At 59.8% G+C, this 16490-nt stretch carries 11 protein-coding genes and 1 pseudogene; 2 read left to right on the top strand and 10 right to left on the bottom strand.

The window, feature by feature from the left end; all coding sequences use genetic code 11:
- Positions 1–391: 391 nt before the first annotated feature.
- The 5 genes from NKH90_RS21285 to NKH90_RS21305 are packed head-to-tail and all read right to left on the bottom strand — an operon-like array spanning position 392 to position 5560.
- The gene (locus tag NKH90_RS21285; protein ID WP_352820741.1) at positions 392–1462 is read right to left on the bottom strand and encodes an adenylate/guanylate cyclase domain-containing protein; all 1071 of its coding nucleotides are present in this window, start codon (positions 1460–1462) and stop codon (positions 392–394) included.
- 3 nt (positions 1463–1465) lie between these two features.
- A complete protein-coding gene (locus tag NKH90_RS21290; RefSeq protein WP_254818889.1) occupies positions 1466–1957 on the bottom strand; it encodes a Rab family GTPase in 492 nt (163 codons plus the stop codon).
- Positions 1958–1972: 15 nt separating this feature from the next.
- A complete protein-coding gene (locus NKH90_RS21295; RefSeq protein ID WP_352820742.1) occupies positions 1973–4630 on the bottom strand; it encodes an OmpA family protein in 2658 nt (885 codons plus the stop codon).
- Positions 4631–4637: 7 nt separating this feature from the next.
- Positions 4638–5303: a DUF3450 domain-containing protein gene (locus tag NKH90_RS21300; RefSeq protein WP_352470876.1), complete on the bottom strand. Its 666-nt coding sequence runs from the start codon at positions 5301–5303 to the stop codon at positions 4638–4640.
- A gap of 38 nt (positions 5304–5341) precedes the next feature.
- On the bottom strand, positions 5342–5560 hold the full coding sequence (locus NKH90_RS21305) for a hypothetical protein (protein WP_352500816.1): 219 nt from the start codon (positions 5558–5560) through the stop codon (positions 5342–5344).
- 362 nt (positions 5561–5922) lie between these two features.
- Here NKH90_RS21305 and NKH90_RS21310 point away from each other — a divergent pair, with 362 nt between their 5' ends.
- A complete protein-coding gene (locus NKH90_RS21310; protein ID WP_352820743.1) occupies positions 5923–8895 on the top strand; it encodes a trifunctional glycosyltransferase/class I SAM-dependent methyltransferase/polysaccharide deacetylase in 2973 nt (990 codons plus the stop codon).
- Between the two features lie 85 nt (positions 8896–8980).
- Here the strand turns inward: NKH90_RS21310 and NKH90_RS21315 are convergent, their stop codons facing one another.
- On the bottom strand, positions 8981–9661 hold the full coding sequence (locus NKH90_RS21315; protein ID WP_352470916.1) for a peroxiredoxin-like family protein: 681 nt from the start codon (positions 9659–9661) through the stop codon (positions 8981–8983).
- 19 nt (positions 9662–9680) lie between these two features.
- On the bottom strand, positions 9681–12980 hold the full coding sequence (locus tag NKH90_RS21320) for an adenylate/guanylate cyclase domain-containing protein (RefSeq protein ID WP_352820744.1): 3300 nt from the start codon (positions 12978–12980) through the stop codon (positions 9681–9683).
- A 171-nt stretch (positions 12981–13151) separates the two neighbouring features.
- Between NKH90_RS21320 and NKH90_RS21325 the strand changes: the two are divergent.
- Positions 13152–13362, top strand: a pseudogene (locus NKH90_RS21325) (adenylate/guanylate cyclase domain-containing protein); the annotation flags it as partial.
- A 78-nt stretch (positions 13363–13440) separates the two neighbouring features.
- On the opposite strand, the gene NKH90_RS21330 reads toward NKH90_RS21325, so the two are convergent.
- From NKH90_RS21330 to NKH90_RS21340, 3 genes are all read right to left on the bottom strand, one after another.
- Complete coding sequence (locus NKH90_RS21330; RefSeq protein ID WP_352684420.1) at positions 13441–14826, bottom strand: hypothetical protein; 1386 nt, start codon at positions 14824–14826, stop codon at positions 13441–13443.
- 204 nt (positions 14827–15030) lie between these two features.
- Positions 15031–15555, bottom strand: a complete 525-nt coding sequence (locus tag NKH90_RS21335) for a GNAT family N-acetyltransferase (RefSeq protein WP_352470882.1) — start codon at positions 15553–15555, stop codon at positions 15031–15033.
- Positions 15556–15646: 91 nt separating this feature from the next.
- Positions 15647–16453: a hypothetical protein gene (locus NKH90_RS21340; RefSeq protein WP_352820745.1), complete on the bottom strand. Its 807-nt coding sequence runs from the start codon at positions 16451–16453 to the stop codon at positions 15647–15649.
- Positions 16454–16490 lie beyond the last annotated feature (37 nt).

Raw genomic sequence — 16490 nt, forward strand, 5'->3', positions numbered from 1 at the left:
CCCAATCGTCGAGTCATGAGTGGCATCGTGCTGTTAACCTTCCGATCAGATCGGCGAGCAACGACATCTATGTCCGTTGTTGCCCTACCTTGAAGAAACCGATGTTGCGGTGCAAGACGTCATCGTTCCGAGCCAGACCGCTGTGCCGGGTACGTGGCGGTGTTTATTTAGCCGCCGGGGGCAGGGCATTGCGACCTCGGCCCAGGCCTCCGGCCGTTCTATGAACTGGGCATCGACGTTAAATCTCAGGAACTGGTTTCCTGAGATGACCAAGACAGACCTTTGGCGGTCACTCGGTGGTCAACTGCTTCGCGCACCGCTGCGGACATTCGAAACCATGATGTTGCTTGAGATGCAATGCGCTTCCGGGTCGGCACTGCCATGCGGCAAATCAGGCCGGGAGCCGCCACATTCGCACACGACCTGTACCACGCAATTCCGTTTCCTGGAGTGGGTCGCAAGCAAAATTTGGTCCAAGCAGTTGATGAGTTGCATCCGAAATGCGGATTTCATCGGGCTCCGCGGACGTTTGGATACGTGCGGCGAGATTAACGGTGTCGCCCCATAGATCATAGGCAAACCGCCTTTTGCCTATGACGCCCGCCACGATTGGTCCTGAGTGAATTCCAATTCTGAGTCTTACCGGTTCTCCTGCGAAGCGTTCGCGCTTAACCGCCTTCCGCAGTTCAAGTGCATAGTGCGCAAGGGCTTCCGCATGATCGGATCGCGCGGTGGGCAGGCCAGCGACCACCATCACACAATCGCCGATTGTCTTGATCTTTTCGCAGCCGTATCGCTCCGAGAGCAGATCCGCCGCCTTGAAGAAGTAATTTAAAATAGCGAGCGTCGTCACGGCTCCGACGCTCCGCGCTCTTTCCGTAAAGCCGACGATGTCGGCAAAAAGCACACTCACCTCCGCATGGTTGTCTGCAATTTGTTCGTGCGCTTTTAGCCGCTCCGCGATCGACGCCGGAAGAATGTTGAGGAGTAGGGCTTCGGCGCGCTGGTATTCACGCGACAATCCCTCTTGGCTCGCCCTCAACGCCTCGTTTGTCGATTGTAATTTCTCGTTGAGTTGACGCTCCCTCTCTTGCAGAAGCGTCATTTCATAAGCCTTCTGTTGAAGCCGCTGCCTATTGTCGCGTTCGGCAGTGGCGTCAAGAAAGAGCAGCCACACGCAGGCATTGTCAGCAAAAAGATGGAGGTCCGCGACACGCCCGCTGGGCAGTTCGACCATGGCCATATCATATGGAAGCTCCGGGCAGGGCAACAAACCTTCCATGAATTCAAGCTGCTCGGCAACAGGCTTACCTATGCGAACTGACGAGAGTCCGTAATGGTTAACGTTACCGCCCTTCGCAGCTATGCAAAGCTGGGCGTCGATTTTCAGATATGCGACCGAGCGCTCGTTGTAGAAGAAATCGTAAATCCAGCTTTTAACTTCTCTTGGCAAGACATTCATGGTTTATTTGCTGACCATCGAAGCAAGTTGACGAAACGCATCATCAACATGTTCGCCCGAAAGCGCACTTGTCAGATAGATTTGCCATCCAAGTTGCCTCAGTTCGTCAATTTCACTATCCGATATTGCCCACCGATCGGCCAGATCGGATTTGTTGAACAGCAATACAAACGGCATAGCGCCGAATTCAGCCTCGGCCCGCTCGCGCAACGTGAGCGCAACGGCAAGAGTAGCAGCGCGTGTTCCATCGACGACAAGCACGAGCCCACTCGCACCTCGCACATAGCTGACGCGGAATGAGCCGATATCGTCTTCGCCGGCCAAATCCCACAAAATCAGATCCACGGTTTTGTCCGGGAATGCGACACTCTTCTTGTCGATTTTCACTCCCACCGTGGTCAAGTAGGTTTCTGAAAAGATGCTTTGCACAAACCTGCGAACCAGACTCGTCTTTCCGACAGCGAACCCGCCCAACATACAGATCTTCTTTTGCAATATCCTGGGCTCCGCCTAGTGGAAGTTTACCGTAACCGAAACTCTGCGGTTGGCGGAGTTCCCGGTTCGGCTATTTTCAATCTCCGCTGGCTCAAAGGTGCCCGCGCCGCGAACCAAGAGCAACTCCGGATCGACGCCGCGCTTCTTGAGAAGCGCACGAACTGTCTCCGCGCGCGCGGCGCTGATCGACAACTTGGCCGTTTCACGGCCCGTCTCGTCCGAATGGCCGGTCAACATGAACTGTGCTGTTACGCCTGCCTTGCGGGCGTCCTCGGCCAATTCCTTCAACTGATTCGCCAATTTGTCGAGAACCGGCAGTTGCTCTGGTCCCGGTACAGCCTTGCCAGAATCGAAGAAAATGTTGACCGCTTGAATAGCCTCCCTCAAATGAGTGAGTTGCGGAGGGGTCAACTCACGCAGCTCGGAGAGTTCTAGAGAGAGTCCGTCCGCGGACAGCTGTTGGGCGGCGACCCGCGCCCGATCTATCCAGGCGGCAGGAGCTTCACCCTGGGCAACGATGCGATCCTTGATGATCGAAAGCCGTACTGAATCCGGCGGAGTCAGCGACGCCATCAGCCGCTTCACCACGAACTTCGGATCAAGGCTTTGATAGAATTGCCACTGTGAATGAACGCGAGCAGGATCGACCCCTGTTCCGGACAGCAGAGCCTTCGGGTCGGCGGCCTGCGGGTCTCTCAGGCCGGAAATATAGAAATGTCCCCCCCTCGCCGTTTGTTGGGCGACGATGATTCCCGCTTGGGCCTCCAGTCGCGACACATAAGTCTGCCAGTGCTCCGCCGCGCGTGCCTCGGGGCTCACATCACGAACCTTGGAGATGTCGAATTCCGGTCCGCCTGCCGAGAGCTGTCGGGCCGCTGCGCGTGCGCGGTCTATCCAGATGTCGGGAGCCTCACCCTCGGCAACGATGCGATCCTTGACGATCGAAAGCCGTACTGAATCCGGCGGGGTCAGCGATACCATCAGCCGCTTCAGGACGAACTTCGGATCAAGGCTCTGATAGAATTGCCACTGCGAATGAACGCGGGCGGGATCTACCTCCGTTCCGGACAGCAGAGCCTGCGGGTCGGCGGCAAGCGGGTCTCTCAGGCCGGCAATATAGAATTGGCCATCACGCACCTTTTGTTGGGCGACGATGATTCCCGCTTGGGCCTCCAGTCGCGACACATAAGTCTGCCAGTGCTCCGCTGCGCGTGCTTCGGGGCTCACATCACGAACCCTGGAGATGTCGAATTCCGGTCCGCCTGCCGAAAGTTGTTGGGCCGCTGCGCGCGCCCGATCTATCCAGGTGTTGGGAGCCTCACCCTCGGCAACGATGCGACCATTGACGATCGAAAGTCGTACTGAATCCGGCGGAACCAGCGACGCCGTTAGCCGCTTCAATACGAACTCCGGATCAAGACTCTGATAGAATTGCCACTGTGAATGAACGCGGGCGGGATCGACCTGCGTTCCGGCCAACAGCGACTGCGGGTCGGCGGCAAGCGGGTCTCTCAGACCGGCAATATAGAATTGGCCATCACGCACCTTTTGTTCGGCAACGATGATGCCCGGCTGGGTCCCCAGTCGCGACACATAGGTCTGCCAGCGCTGCACGGATTGCCAGGAAAGAAAGAACCAACCGCCTGCCGGAATCAAAACCAGCAGGACTGCAGCCACGACCAGCCACGGAAATCCCTGGTTTGATTCCTCCTGCTTCAGTTCAACGCAGGTCTGCAACTGCGTCTCTACGCCGGCCAACTGCGAACTGTCGCCGTCAAACTGCTCTAGAGCCTGTGAGCATTCATCATGGATGCGAAGCAATACATCGCGAATTATTTCATGTAATTCCTCCGGCGGATTTCCCCGGATCACCGCAACCAAGGTCGCAAACGGTCCAACTTCCGACCAGAGACGAAGCTCTCCGAAACGAATGGTATCTAGGCCGCTCTGTTCTTTCTCGTTAAATGAGTCTTTTACAAAATCTTGAATTGCACTAAGCATAGAAGAAATGAGTTGAGGATCTTCGCTAGTTGCATTAGCGGCAGTTACATGCGCTATCAAAAGCCCGGAATTGCGATTGATTAGAAAGACGTGTTCTACACGATAAACAAGAGAATGCTTAAGAACAACTTCTGAGAAGCTTGCTCCTGTTCTCCACGCTTCAAGTCTCCACTTGAGCCCGTGCCAGGTAAATATATGTCTTAAAGTTTCATTCAACGATTGAAAGGTCTGGTCGATCTTTTCGCCGATCGACTTGCGAATAGCCGGCAGAAACACCGGGTACAATATATCCGTCAGCGTACGCGGGCTCTTCTGGATGGACCGTTGCACGGCCCTCTCGACAGCTGGCGCAAGGGCCTCTCCGAGTTGCGCATGAGGCGCACGTGCGGCTGCACTGGGGAGAACGCTCCCCACTGCAGCCGCAAGCTGCTCCGGTTCGTCGAGCAGGTGCGTAACTCGTGAAAGCTCCGAAATTTCGCGGCCGACCAGCAACTGGCGCAGCGTTTCCATGCGAGGGTCGGCGGTTGGGATTCCGTCGAGACGCGCACGATAGTCCGGATCAACGTTCCGGGCAATTTCGATCAAAAGGCGAGCCAGCGCCTCGCGATCAATCTCTGTATCGTTCGAAGCTGCTCTTTGAGGGAGGCTGATTGGGTCGACAGTCGACGTCAAGTTCCGATCAACTCACTTTCCAGGTACGCTCCGAGTTGTTCTTGCTGCCGACGGGATCCTGATTTAGACATTTTGCAACCTCAACAAACAGGCCAGCCAAAAGATTTCGGTCGGTCTTGACATTGCCAAGATCGGAAAACATTTTCTCCATCAGCATCTGAATGCTTTCATTCTTTTGCTTGATTTCCTCACGCAGCAAATGATCGTTTCGATTTATCCGGTCCGCAACTTCCCGCTCAAGCTCGCTCAACTGATCCGACAACGCGCGCACCTGCTTTTCGAGCGCCTGATTTTGCTCGCGAAGATTCCGATCAATCTCCTTATCGGCGTCGGCTCGCGCGTCTTTTTCGTTCCGCAATTGCGCCGCAAGCGAGTCAACCTGCTTCTTTGCATTTGACTCGTACATTTCAAGATTGCGCTTGGCCTCGGATTCGACATCCTTGAAGCGCTGCAAGACCCGTTCTTCAAGCTTGGAAAAGCGGCGGTCATAGTCCTGCATCTGGTTGCCGAACAGCAGATCACGTATCTTGTCGACACCTACAGCGTCGCCGGGGGCTCCGCTCTCGCGAGCCTGGCCCGCCATGAAGGTCAGCCCGCTTCCGTCTGCATTACTTATCAGATTTGCGTCCGCTTTATTTGCCGAAGAAGCGGTACTCGAAGATTCCTTGGCCATCCCATGCCCCTTCTTTTGAACATTGCCACAGCGCTAATTTAGCAACTGGTAAACTTGCCAGTAAAATTGTCGACCCGCAAGCCGGAATCTTCGCGGCTTAAGTCGGTTCGAACGTCCCCATTCGGGTAGATTTCGACATGCGGCTCGATCCGGATCAGCTCGCGCTCGCGTCTTCGCCCGCGATCATCTTTATGCAGATGAAATGCGAGAGCGGAGATGCCCTGGCGCATCGACCCCAGCTCCAAGCCGTCGGGCATGCGCGCTGCCATTCAGCCTGTGTTCAAGTCTTTTTTGCCCGCCTCCAATTCGCCCTTATCTTGACAGGGCAGTGCTGCCAGCCGATGCCGTCATCCGGTTTTGACATTTGCCAACTCTTGCCGAAGAAAACGAAAGCTCGATGATCCAGGATGCTACCGCAGGGCGGTGTGGTACCGATGCTCAATGCCGAGCAAACCGTCGGCACAATGCGTGCCGGCATCCGCCGGCAGACCTGCCAGATACTGGATATAGTGGTGATGGACGATGGGTCGACGGACTGATCGGCGTCGATTGTGACGGCCTACGCCGAGAAAGATCAACACATCTTGTTCTACCTCGAACCAGGCGCGGGTAAGACGGCGTGGCGCATGATCCCTTGGTTTCAATCGTGGTTCCTGCGCACAACGCGGAGGTAACGCTGGCGCGCTCACTCGATTGCCTTCTTGATCAGGAAATAATGGATTGGGAGGCGATCATCGTCGACGACGCCTCCACGGACCGCACCCCTGCGATCATCGCCGGTTATGTAGAGCACGATGCCCGATTTCGGATGTTGAGCTCTTGCGCGCATAGCCCCGCCGGCGCGCGCAATAGCGGGATTTCGAAGGCGCGCGGCCACTGGCTCATGTTTCTGGATGCGGACGATTGGGTGGATGCCAGCTTCCTTGCCAAAATGCTGGCCGCACTGAAATCCGCTCCCGATGCAGTGGCTGCCTATTGCGGTTCCCGACGCGTGATGCCCGATGGCGAACTCACGGCGTCGAGCATCGCAACGGAGGTTGCGATTCAACCCTTCGAAACGTTCGCCCGCCGGTGTGCCGTCCGCACTCACGCGCTGCTGGTCGATCGGGAGATAATTGTCGAGTTGGGCGGTTTCGACGTGTCGCTGCGCACCTGCGAGGACTGGGATCTGTGGCAGCGCCTCGCACGTCTAGGCAAAAATTGGGTGATGGTCGACGAGCCGCTCGCTTTCTATCGGGCCAGCCCCAACGCGCTCAGCCGCAATTCGGCGCAGATGCTGGCAGATGGCGAAGTCGTGATCGCTCGCGGCTTTTCCGCCGATCCCAGGGTCAAACACCCGCCATCGGCTCACGCCAATGGAGCGACCGACGCGAACGGCCACACCGCTTCAGAAGCACTCGCGTGGTTCGCGTTGTGGAACGCCGCATCGGATTGCGGCTGCGGCTCGCGCTCGATCAACCCGCAGTCCCTGCGCGCGCTCCCAGCAGGACGTAAGTGGGCGCGTGAGATCGCCAAGGTGGCCGTCGATGGCCTTATGGTAGGAAGCCTGTCGGTGCCAGCGCAATTGGCTGCCAGGTGGGACAGGTTCGGCGCTTCCCTCACCGAGTTGATCCTCGAACTCGGCAAGGTCTGGAATAATCCGGACGCGGCTCGCCGCGTGCAGTATCACTTTGAGCAAATGCTGCTCGATGTCGACGATCTTGCCGCGCCGCGCAGGCTGGCGCGGACACTTGGAATTCGTGTCGACGTGCGAAATCCGGCCTCGATCGAAGTACCGAAAGGAATCGATCAAATCTATGCCCATCTGATGATGGATGGCCAGATCGAGGCTCTCGTGCAGTTCGGCGTACTCGGGAGAGTGACGAGGCGTCATTGGATTGAATTGATCCTGAATTTCCTGCCCTCTGAGCGGCCTATGCACAGTGCCGCGCGACTTGCGAGGCGATCGCCTGTAGATGCACCGCAAAAGGGCGCCGGTGCCGACAAGTCAAACATGTCTGCAGCCGAGGCATTGTTGTCCATGGCGGGACGCCGGTCTGATCAGGACAGCCATTTCGGCAAACTTGCGGGATTGGCCGCGGAAGCGCAGGCGCTGGTTCGGTCGAGCGCCGAAACTAAAGAGCCTTTTGCAGCGCCGCGCCGTGCACGGGCCGCGGATGGGCGCGACAATGACCGCACATCTTTCTGGAATCGCCATTTTGCGATCGAGGATCCCTGGAACTACGGTTCGCCCTATGAGCAGGAAAAATATGAGCGGCAGCTCGAAATTCTGCCTGCCGGTCCCATCGGACGGGCGCTTGAGCTGGCCTGCGCGGAGGGCCACTTCACGCGGCAGCTGGCGCCGCGCGTGGGCCATTTGACCGCAACTGACATCTCCGCCGTAGCCGTCGGGCGGGCGGGCGCGCGATGCAGTGATCAGCCGAACGTTGAGTTCGGCGTACTGGATTTTTCTGCGGACACGCTGCCGGGCGAGATGGATCTGATCGTCTGTTCGGAAGTGCTCTACTACCTGGACGATCTCACCGAGTTGCGGCGCATCGCCAAAAAACTTGTTGAGGCGTTGGCGCCTGGTGGCAGTTTCATCAGCGCACACGCATTCGTGCTACGAGACAATGTTGAAAGGACGGGCTTCGACTGGAACACATTCGGTGCACAAGCGATCTCAGAGACGCTGGCAGCGACCCACGGCCTCGTTCTCGAGCAATCGATCCAGACCGAGCTCTACCGCATAGACCGCTTCCGCCGCCTGTCACCAGGCGACGTGGCGACGGAACCGACGATAGATCATGTGCCAATCCGCGCCCCCATCGAAATCGGAGTCGCGCGAAATATCGTCTGGGGCGGGGCGCGGGCCTTGCGCCGCGACGTCGCACATAGCGAGCGGCGGCAGCGTATCCCTGTCCTCATGTATCACAGTGTCTCCGATCAAGGTCCGGCCGCGCTCGCCCGTTTTCGGCTCGCGCCCGCCGCATTCGCCAGCCAAATGACATGGCTGCGCGCCAATGGCTTTCACGCGATTAGCTCCGAGCAGCTGGAATGGTTCATCGCCAACCGTCAGCCTTTCGTTGGCCGCCCAGTGCTCATCACCTTCGATGACGGCTTCCAGAACTTTGCCGACCATGCCTGGCCGGCCTTGCGCGCGAACGACCTGACCGCGGAAGTGTTCCTGGTGACGGACTTGGTGGGTGAAAGTGCACAGTGGGACGCCTACAGCGGCCCGCCGACGCAGCTTATGGACGCCGGGACGGTGCGACGCCTCGCCGGCGAAGGTGCGTTCTTCGGAAGCCATCTGGCGACGCATCGCGCGATCGATGGTCTGTCGAGCTCTGACTTGGCCGCCGAGCTCCTGCGCTCTCGTATGTTCATCGAACGGTGGACCGGTCGGCCAACCGCGGCGTTCGCGGCACCCTTCTCTGTCACCGACCGACGGCTTGGCAGGCTGGCCAAGGAGTGCGGCTATCGAATCGGCTTCGGCGGCAGACACGGACCGGCGGACCTCGATTGCGATCCCATCGACCTTCCGCGCATCGAGATTCGTGGGGATCGTTCGCTCGATGACTTTGTTGCCGTTGTCGAGGCCGTGCTCGCATGAACCGTGAACTTGTCAGTGTCTAGATTCGTAACAAATTGGTTCCGCTTTTTATTCCGTGTCCCGCCCGCTTACCTCGTTCGCAAGTCTATTGGGCGACTTGCGATACGGCTGACATCAGCTCCTGCGGGCTTGGCGCCCCAAACATGTATCGCCCACCCTCTGGAACCTCCGTGAAGCTCCAGCGGACGATCCCCTGCCGGTCCAGCAGGAACTGACCGACCAATTGTCCGTGTCCCGTTGCTAGCATCTGCTCGTCGGCTTCGGTCAGCTCGTAATGGTCCCTCTTGTTGAGCATTTCACTGGCCGCAAGAGGATCCATAGGACCGGGCAACTCGCCTGGTATGTCGACCCGCATATCCTTTGCCGCTGCCATCGAGACCTTGTACGGCCAGTTCGTCTCGTTTTGGGTGAATTCGAGATTGGGCAGTCCAAAAGCACGATGTGAAGCGCGTTCAGGATCGGAGGCCGCAAGCAGATTCGGCATCGGATGGTAGCGGAAATAGAGACGCGCCCGTTCGATCGGCGTGTTGACCACCGTCAGGCTCTCCACGCCCCTTTCGCGCAGCTCCGGATCAAGCCGCGCCTGGGCGGCGATATGGCGCCGGCAAAACGCGCAATGCAGACCTCGAAACAGGCCGACCAGCACCGGTTTTTGGCCGCGAAAATCGTCAAGCGCGATCTTGCCTTCCTGGGTAATGGCGTCGAGTACCACGTTTGGCGCACGGTCGCCCGGTTGAAGCGGCACCAAGTCACTACGCGCGGACATTTCCAACCTCCAACCCCGGCTAGTCGAGAAAAGGCAGCACCACAAGCGCTTCCGGGTCGAGCCCGTGCTGGGCGCATATACCCTGCGCCAGGGAAAAGTAGCGTTCGGCCTCGGCCAGATTGTCGAGATCGAGATTAAGCGTTGCGAGACCATCATAACACGGAAACAGCAGTTGGGGTTCGCCCGTTTCGCGAGCTACGTCCAGTGCTTCGTGGAACAACCCAACCGCCAGGTCCGGACGGCCGTTGCACTGGTGGATTTGCCCAAGCACGATCAAAGGCACCGGCAGGTGCTCGCGCTGGTCGAGCGCCCGGTCGATCTCGATGGCCTTCTCGGCAGCGGGTACGCCCTCCGTTGGACAGCGATCCGTGAAAGTACAACAAGCGACCGCCAGATTGGCGAGGAGGCGCGCCTGGAAACCCAAATCACCAATACGGCGCGCCACTTCAAGACCGCGCCGACAGACCTCCATCGCCTTTGCGGGATCGATGGTCGTGTAAAGCACGCCGAGATTGGTGTAGCCGCGGCAGGCCGCGCCCAGCAGACCGGCGGCTTCGGCCAATTCAATGCTACGCTCAACCTGACGCACGGCCTCACGGTTTCGCCCAAGGCGAGCCAGCGCGACAGCCTTGGTATTGAGTGCCTCGGCGGTCACAAGAGTGGCATCACACCTTATCTCGGAGACATGCTCCGTTGTCAGTGTGCCTACGCAATCCAGCGCCGCGTCTGCCCATTTTGCCGCGAGAGCGTGATCTCCGCTACGGAACGCCTGTCGGCCACGTTCTTGCCACAGATGCGCCTGCTCGATCGGGGCATCCGCTCCATCGAGGAGCGCTGCCGCCTCAGCATAGCGGGGTTCTGCCTTGTCCCGCTTGCCGACATCCCAGAGTAGCCGACCGATCTTACGCAAAACTCGCGCCGAGGCGACGCGATTGGCTGACTCGCGGTATGCCTGCAACACCGTCTCATAGTGGTGGTGCGCGATCTCGCGGCGGCCTGCCGGGCCGCTCAAATCGGCAATGCGCTCTGCAATTGCCAGTTTGAGCGGTGTTTGCCCGATCGCGCCCAACGCAGTCAGTGCTCGCTCGTAGAAACGAAGGGCGTCGTCGTTGGCATATATCATGCGAGCGCGATCGCCTGCCGCCTGCAGGTAATGCGCGCCCTTCTCCCGCTCGGCGCTCTGTGCAAAATGATGACCGAGCACGGTCAAATCCTCGAGCCGTTCCGGCTCGTCGCCGCACAGTTGCTCCAAGGCAGCACCGATCCGCCCGTGGATTTCGGTCCGGCGTTGCAGGAGCAGATTCTGGTAGATCACGTCCTGCAGCAATGTTTGCGTAAAGCGGTAGCTTTGAGACGAGACCGAGCCTGATCCGGCAACTTCCTCGATGATTTCCGCATCGCAAAGCAGTTCGCAGCCGGCTTCGAGCCGGCCGGGGTCGGCTGTCACGGTTTTCAGAAGTGTGGCATCGAAGCGCGGGCCGATTACCGCGGCCTCCTGGGCCAACCGGCGCACCTCTTGGGGCAGCCGGTCGACGCGAGCAAGCAACATTGCCTGGATAGTGGCGGGGATGCCGGTTGCGACTTCGCCTGCCACAGTCCGCCATCGCTGGCCCTCTCGCACCAGTACACCGCGATCGATAAGGCCGCGAACGATTTCCTCTACAAAAAGGGGGTTGCCGCCCGCGCGCTCGAGGATCTGGTCGAGAAGCCCTCCCGCGGAGCTTACCCAGCTCTCGCCGAAAAGCGCTGCCAGCAGGCTGCGTCCGTCATCATTGTTGAGTGGCGGAAGCCTGAGCGCTGTGTGACTGACCCGACTTGAGTCGAGCTGGTCGTTGTCCGGCGCCGGACGATGCGTGACCAGCAACATCAACCGCGTGCGTTCCAACCTGTCCATCACGAAACGTAGTGCCTCGAGCGACACGGCGTCGGCCCAGTGCAGGTCTTCGACGACAATCAATAGCGGCGACAACGCAAGCCGCCGTTCGATGATTGTGCGGACTGCGTAGAGAATTTGCCGCCGCAGCTGCTCGGGCTCGACATGCTGCAAGGTGGCATCGGGGTCGCCAAGGCCAAGCACATGGTAGAGCAAAGGCATCAGCCGCTTCGCCTCCTCGCCCTGCAGGCCGAGATCGGCAAGCAAGCCTGCGAGCTTCCCCCGCATTTCGTCCCCATTGTCGTTTTGCATCATCCCGGCAGCGCTGCGCACCACTGCGCCCAAGGCGCCAAAAGATTGTTCACCCAGCGGTGAGCACGTGGCCTGCCGCACGGCGACGTTGCGAAAACGCTCGTCGTCGCCGACGCGGGCGACGAACTCACTCACCAGCCGCGATTTCCCGATGCCGGCTTCTCCGACGAGGCGGACAAGTTGGGCCGAGCCGCCGCACGCCTGGTCAAGGCTCGCCATCATTCTATTGAGCTCCGCACCACGACCTATTAGCGGCGCACTGAGGCCGAGCGCCTCGAGCCCGCGCGCTGCACGCGGCACCGCTAGCGGTGCGTCCAGTCGATGAACGAGCACGCTGCCAGCCTTGCCGCGAAACACGACATCACCCAGCGACTCATAAGAGAAGGCATGCCGGGTCAGCCTGTGAGTGAGCTCGCCTACCAGCACCTCACCCGGTGCGGCCAGCGATTGCAGGCGTTGCGCCGTATTCACTGTGTCGCCGGTCACGGAATAGGATCTGGCGGTGCCGATGCCCAATCCGCCAGTAACGACCGGACCAGTGTTTATGCCGATGTGGAGTAACAGAGGCGAGCCGGAGTGGGGGGTGCTTTCGCCGAGCCGCGCCGTCCGGGCGATCATGTCGAGAGCGGCACGAAGCGCGCGTTCCGGATCGTCCTCATGCGCGACCGGCGCACCGAACAAAGCGAGCAGCGCATCGCCGATGAATTTGTCGACGAACCCACCAAAGTTTCGCACGGCCGCCGTCAATTCCTTGAACAGTTTGTTCTGCAGCGCTTGCATGACCTCGGGGTCGAGCTGCTCGCTGAGTGTCGTAAAGCCGCAAAGGTCGGCGAACAGGACCGTTACCGTCCGGCGATCGGCGTCAGAGACGGGATGCAGCCCTTCTTCGCTTTCGATGTTCGGAAGCAGCGACGGAGTTCGAGAAGGCGACACAATGGTCCGGCTTGGTGCCGGAGCAGGCCGTTCGACGGCTTTTGCGGGCGCACCGACGCTTGCCCCGCATTTCGGACAGAACTCGAAATCAGGTGCGCAGGTGTAGCCGCAACTGGCGCATGGCACGGGCTGGCGCCTGCCACACCTCGGACAGAAGGCGTAACCGCCCTCAATCTCGAAACCGCAGCCCGAGCAGTCCATCGAACAAGACCTCACTAGTGGCCGTGACGGCGTGATCTCGCTCGCACTTCACGGCCAGGCTATTCACAAGGATGCACCGATAGCCGTCGGCGGGCAAGCGGCAGCGGGCGATCCGTGTGGGTCCGGTGGCAGACCGCTACCCATGACCTCTGATGCAACGGCTGGCTCGCAAACGCTGTCACCGACGTCTCGCGCGCGTTTCTGGCCGCCAGCTACGGTCATCTGGGCCGCTTCGCCGAGGCCCGCGCGCCATGGCAGGAGGTGCTTCGCGTCAATCGCGACTATTCGCTGGATACCGCTACAAAGTCTTGGTCTGCCACAAGAACCGGTCGATTTCGAACACGTGGTGGATGGGCTCCGCAAGGGCGGTGTGGTGCAATGACAGGTGAGGCCTGTGCGGCGGGGTCAGACGCCAGAGGCTCCCCGATGGATCGCCGTCGCTTGCGGTTGCGAATTAGGCTCAGGTCGGCTTGATCTCTGCCTGGCCGATCTTGCGCCATCTGGCGTTTTCGCGAACCAGTTTCAGGTCGTCGGTCGTCTCGGCAAATGTCCGCAATCGGTATTGCCGGAGCAGGTCCGGGAAGAGCGCTCCTTCCGGCAGGACGGCAAGCTGCTCGCGGACTGAGATCTTTTCATCGATGACCCGCATGCCCCAGGCATTTTCCCGAACCTGCAGTTCCGCGGCCAGATCGCGCTCTTCCGGCACGTTTTCGTCCAGCACGGCCAGGAGGATCGAGTGGAAAAGCGCTACATAGCCAATCTGTCTCAGGCCGCCCACGACCCGCACGCGCGGCAATATGGCAAGGACGAGGAACGTCAGGAACAAGTTCGGCAGCAGCACGCCGTCCAGCAGCGCCTGCCTGAGATACGGCCGCTCGAACGGGATGGAAAGACCTTGCGGCCTGTCGGGCTCGATCAGGTGCCCGTTCTCGAGAACGAGCTTGCGCACGCGCTCCTCGCGGATGCCCCAGAAATAGTCCGTGGCATTGGGCAGGAATCTGCCAAATGGGCTCGATGCGGCCTCTTGCCATGCATGTTCGAGACGCTGGCGTCTTGCGGGTTCAATCAGCAGCCTGGAAAGAAGGCTGCCGTCATATTCTAGATGCCGCGCCATGGCAGCCGCGGCGACCCGATCATCGACGAAAACCGGCAGGGCCATGCTGGCACGATCCCAATTGGCGACCAGATCCTCATTCAGTTCAGTCAGCGCATCGGCGGCGGTTTCAAACACCTTGTCCCGGCTGGCAAGCAGTGTGCCCAGCCAGCGGCTGCCATCCGTTTCATCGCCCACCGCTTCGAGCGCGCGCTTGTTGAGGGAGACGGGACCGGCCACGCAGGCGCTTTTGCGGCACAGTTTGTGGCGCCCCATGCCAAACAGGTTGACCTTGTCGTCGCCGACATCGAGCCATCCCGGCCCCTCCCGGCCAACTGTCTCCATGGTCATCGTCGTTCCCATGAAGCCGACGAAGGCCGACAGCCCGTTTTCGACCGCCCCGAGCCAGGCAAGCAGAAGGGCATCGAAGGTGATCCGGTCCATCAGAAGCAGGCAGTGCAGGCCGGACTGAATCACCGGTCTGTGCTCGAACTCGTCGAGGGCTTTGCCGATCTCCTCAGGCTGCATGATCCTACCGAGGCGCTGATGCAGGACTTCGCGCAGGATCGAGCGGGCAGCGATCGCCGGGCCCGATGCAGGCCTTGCCACGGGCCGCCACAGATGGCGGGCGTAATCGGAAACCGGTGCATTCCAGTTCTGCTCGATGTCGCGCACGACCTCCGGGCAGAGCAGCGACAGCACAGCCAGAATTTCCCGCGGAGGGGTAGGGATTGGATCAAAGACGGCGGTCATTGGTCCCGTCTAGCCGCTTGCGGTGTAAACGCCAAGCGAGACCAGACTTGCTGGATGCGGCCGGCCTACATAGATCGTCAACTCGATCAAGATGGTGTGAGACGAAATGACAGTATCCTACGCAGTTCTCCTTGAGCAATCACCTGTTCGCTGCCTCGGCACGAATTGTCAGATAGGCTAAACAGCTAAGGCAAACAGCGGATCTTAGAACCGCAGCCGGGCCATGCTCAGGAGGTCGTGGTACTGCCCGTCGGTAAAGCCGGCCTTCACATGCCGGCCTTCGATCTCAAAGCCGTGGCTCTTGTAGAGACGGAGGGCCGCTTCGTTGTCGGCATAGACGGTCAATTCGACTCGCTTCAGGGCGCGCCAGTTGTCGGCCACGTCAAGCAGCGCGCCGAGTATGGCAGAGCCGATACCTTTGCCGACAAAGGCATCGTCAAGGCCAATATTGATCTCGCCGATGTGCGAACGGCGCGGTGAACCTTGCACGACCAGGCTGCCATGGCCGACGACCTTGCCGTCCAGCTCGGCAACGATCCAGGTGGTTTCCGGGCCGGACTTGGCAATGCGCCGCGCCACCTGCTCCACCATCTCGAAAGGCATCCTGAGCGTGCCCCAGCGGAAGCCCGGCATGTTGAAGATAGCGCAAAGCGCCTCCGCATCGCTTGACCGGACGGACCGCAGCAGCGGCTGGATTTTCTCGGCGGGTGGCGAGGTCGTGCTGGTCATGGCGTTCCCGGCGAAGGCAATCGGCCCGGTACGATGCACCGGACGCCACCTGAAAATCCAGCCGTCTCTGACCTATGATACCGATTGCGGGCTAAAAATACCGGGAGGCAGCGTAGAGTTTGAAGACGCCGCTGATGCCTATCCAGCCGAAAAGGGCGAGCCAGCACAATGTCCCGGTCGCCGTCCAGTCGATCCGGTGCACCGCAGCGTCGGTGATGACGACGCCGAGGATGGCAAGCAGGCCAACCAGAAACTGGGCCAACCCGAGCACCAGCAGTTCCTCGCGCGGCGCGCTTCTCCAGACGAGATATATACCGCCCGCACCGGCGAGGAAGATGGCGCTGTAGACCTGAGCGTGGAAGGCATCGATCGGCCATGGCCAGATGCCACTGAATGTCAGGGGAAACAGCAACAGGCCGACGCCATAGAGCCCAAGGATCGCGGATTCCGCCGGCATGTAGCCGCGCCATGCGGGATTTAAGGTCACGCCTTTTGCAGAAGGACGGGCCCTGGCCCGCCACAGGAACAGCCCGGATACCGCGGCCGAAGCAAGATAGACCAAAAACCACAGCCAGGGCGCTTTGCGCTCGAAGTTGAAATAGCCGAGATTGATGAACGAAGCCACCGACACGATGACGGTGAAGATGAAGGCCATGACGAGCACGAGCCTGCCGGGCGACCAGCGATTCCAGACCAGCAGTGCCACCATCACGACCATTTCGGCGGTGTAGAAGCCACCGAGGAAGCGCGCATTGAACGGCGTGACGGCCCAAGGCCAGCCCGGTTTCACCAGCGCAGGCATGAAAAACAGGCCGGCGCCTACGATCAGGACGACGATGACCCCCGCAGAAAAAAGGCGCAGGACCGCGGGAAATGGCGGATCGTCTGATGTCGGCATGGGAGAAAATCCCAAAGATGAATGCTCCATGGACCAT

The organism is Mesorhizobium sp. M0898 (genome assembly GCF_040319695.1).
Classification (GTDB): domain Bacteria; phylum Pseudomonadota; class Alphaproteobacteria; order Rhizobiales; family Rhizobiaceae; genus Mesorhizobium.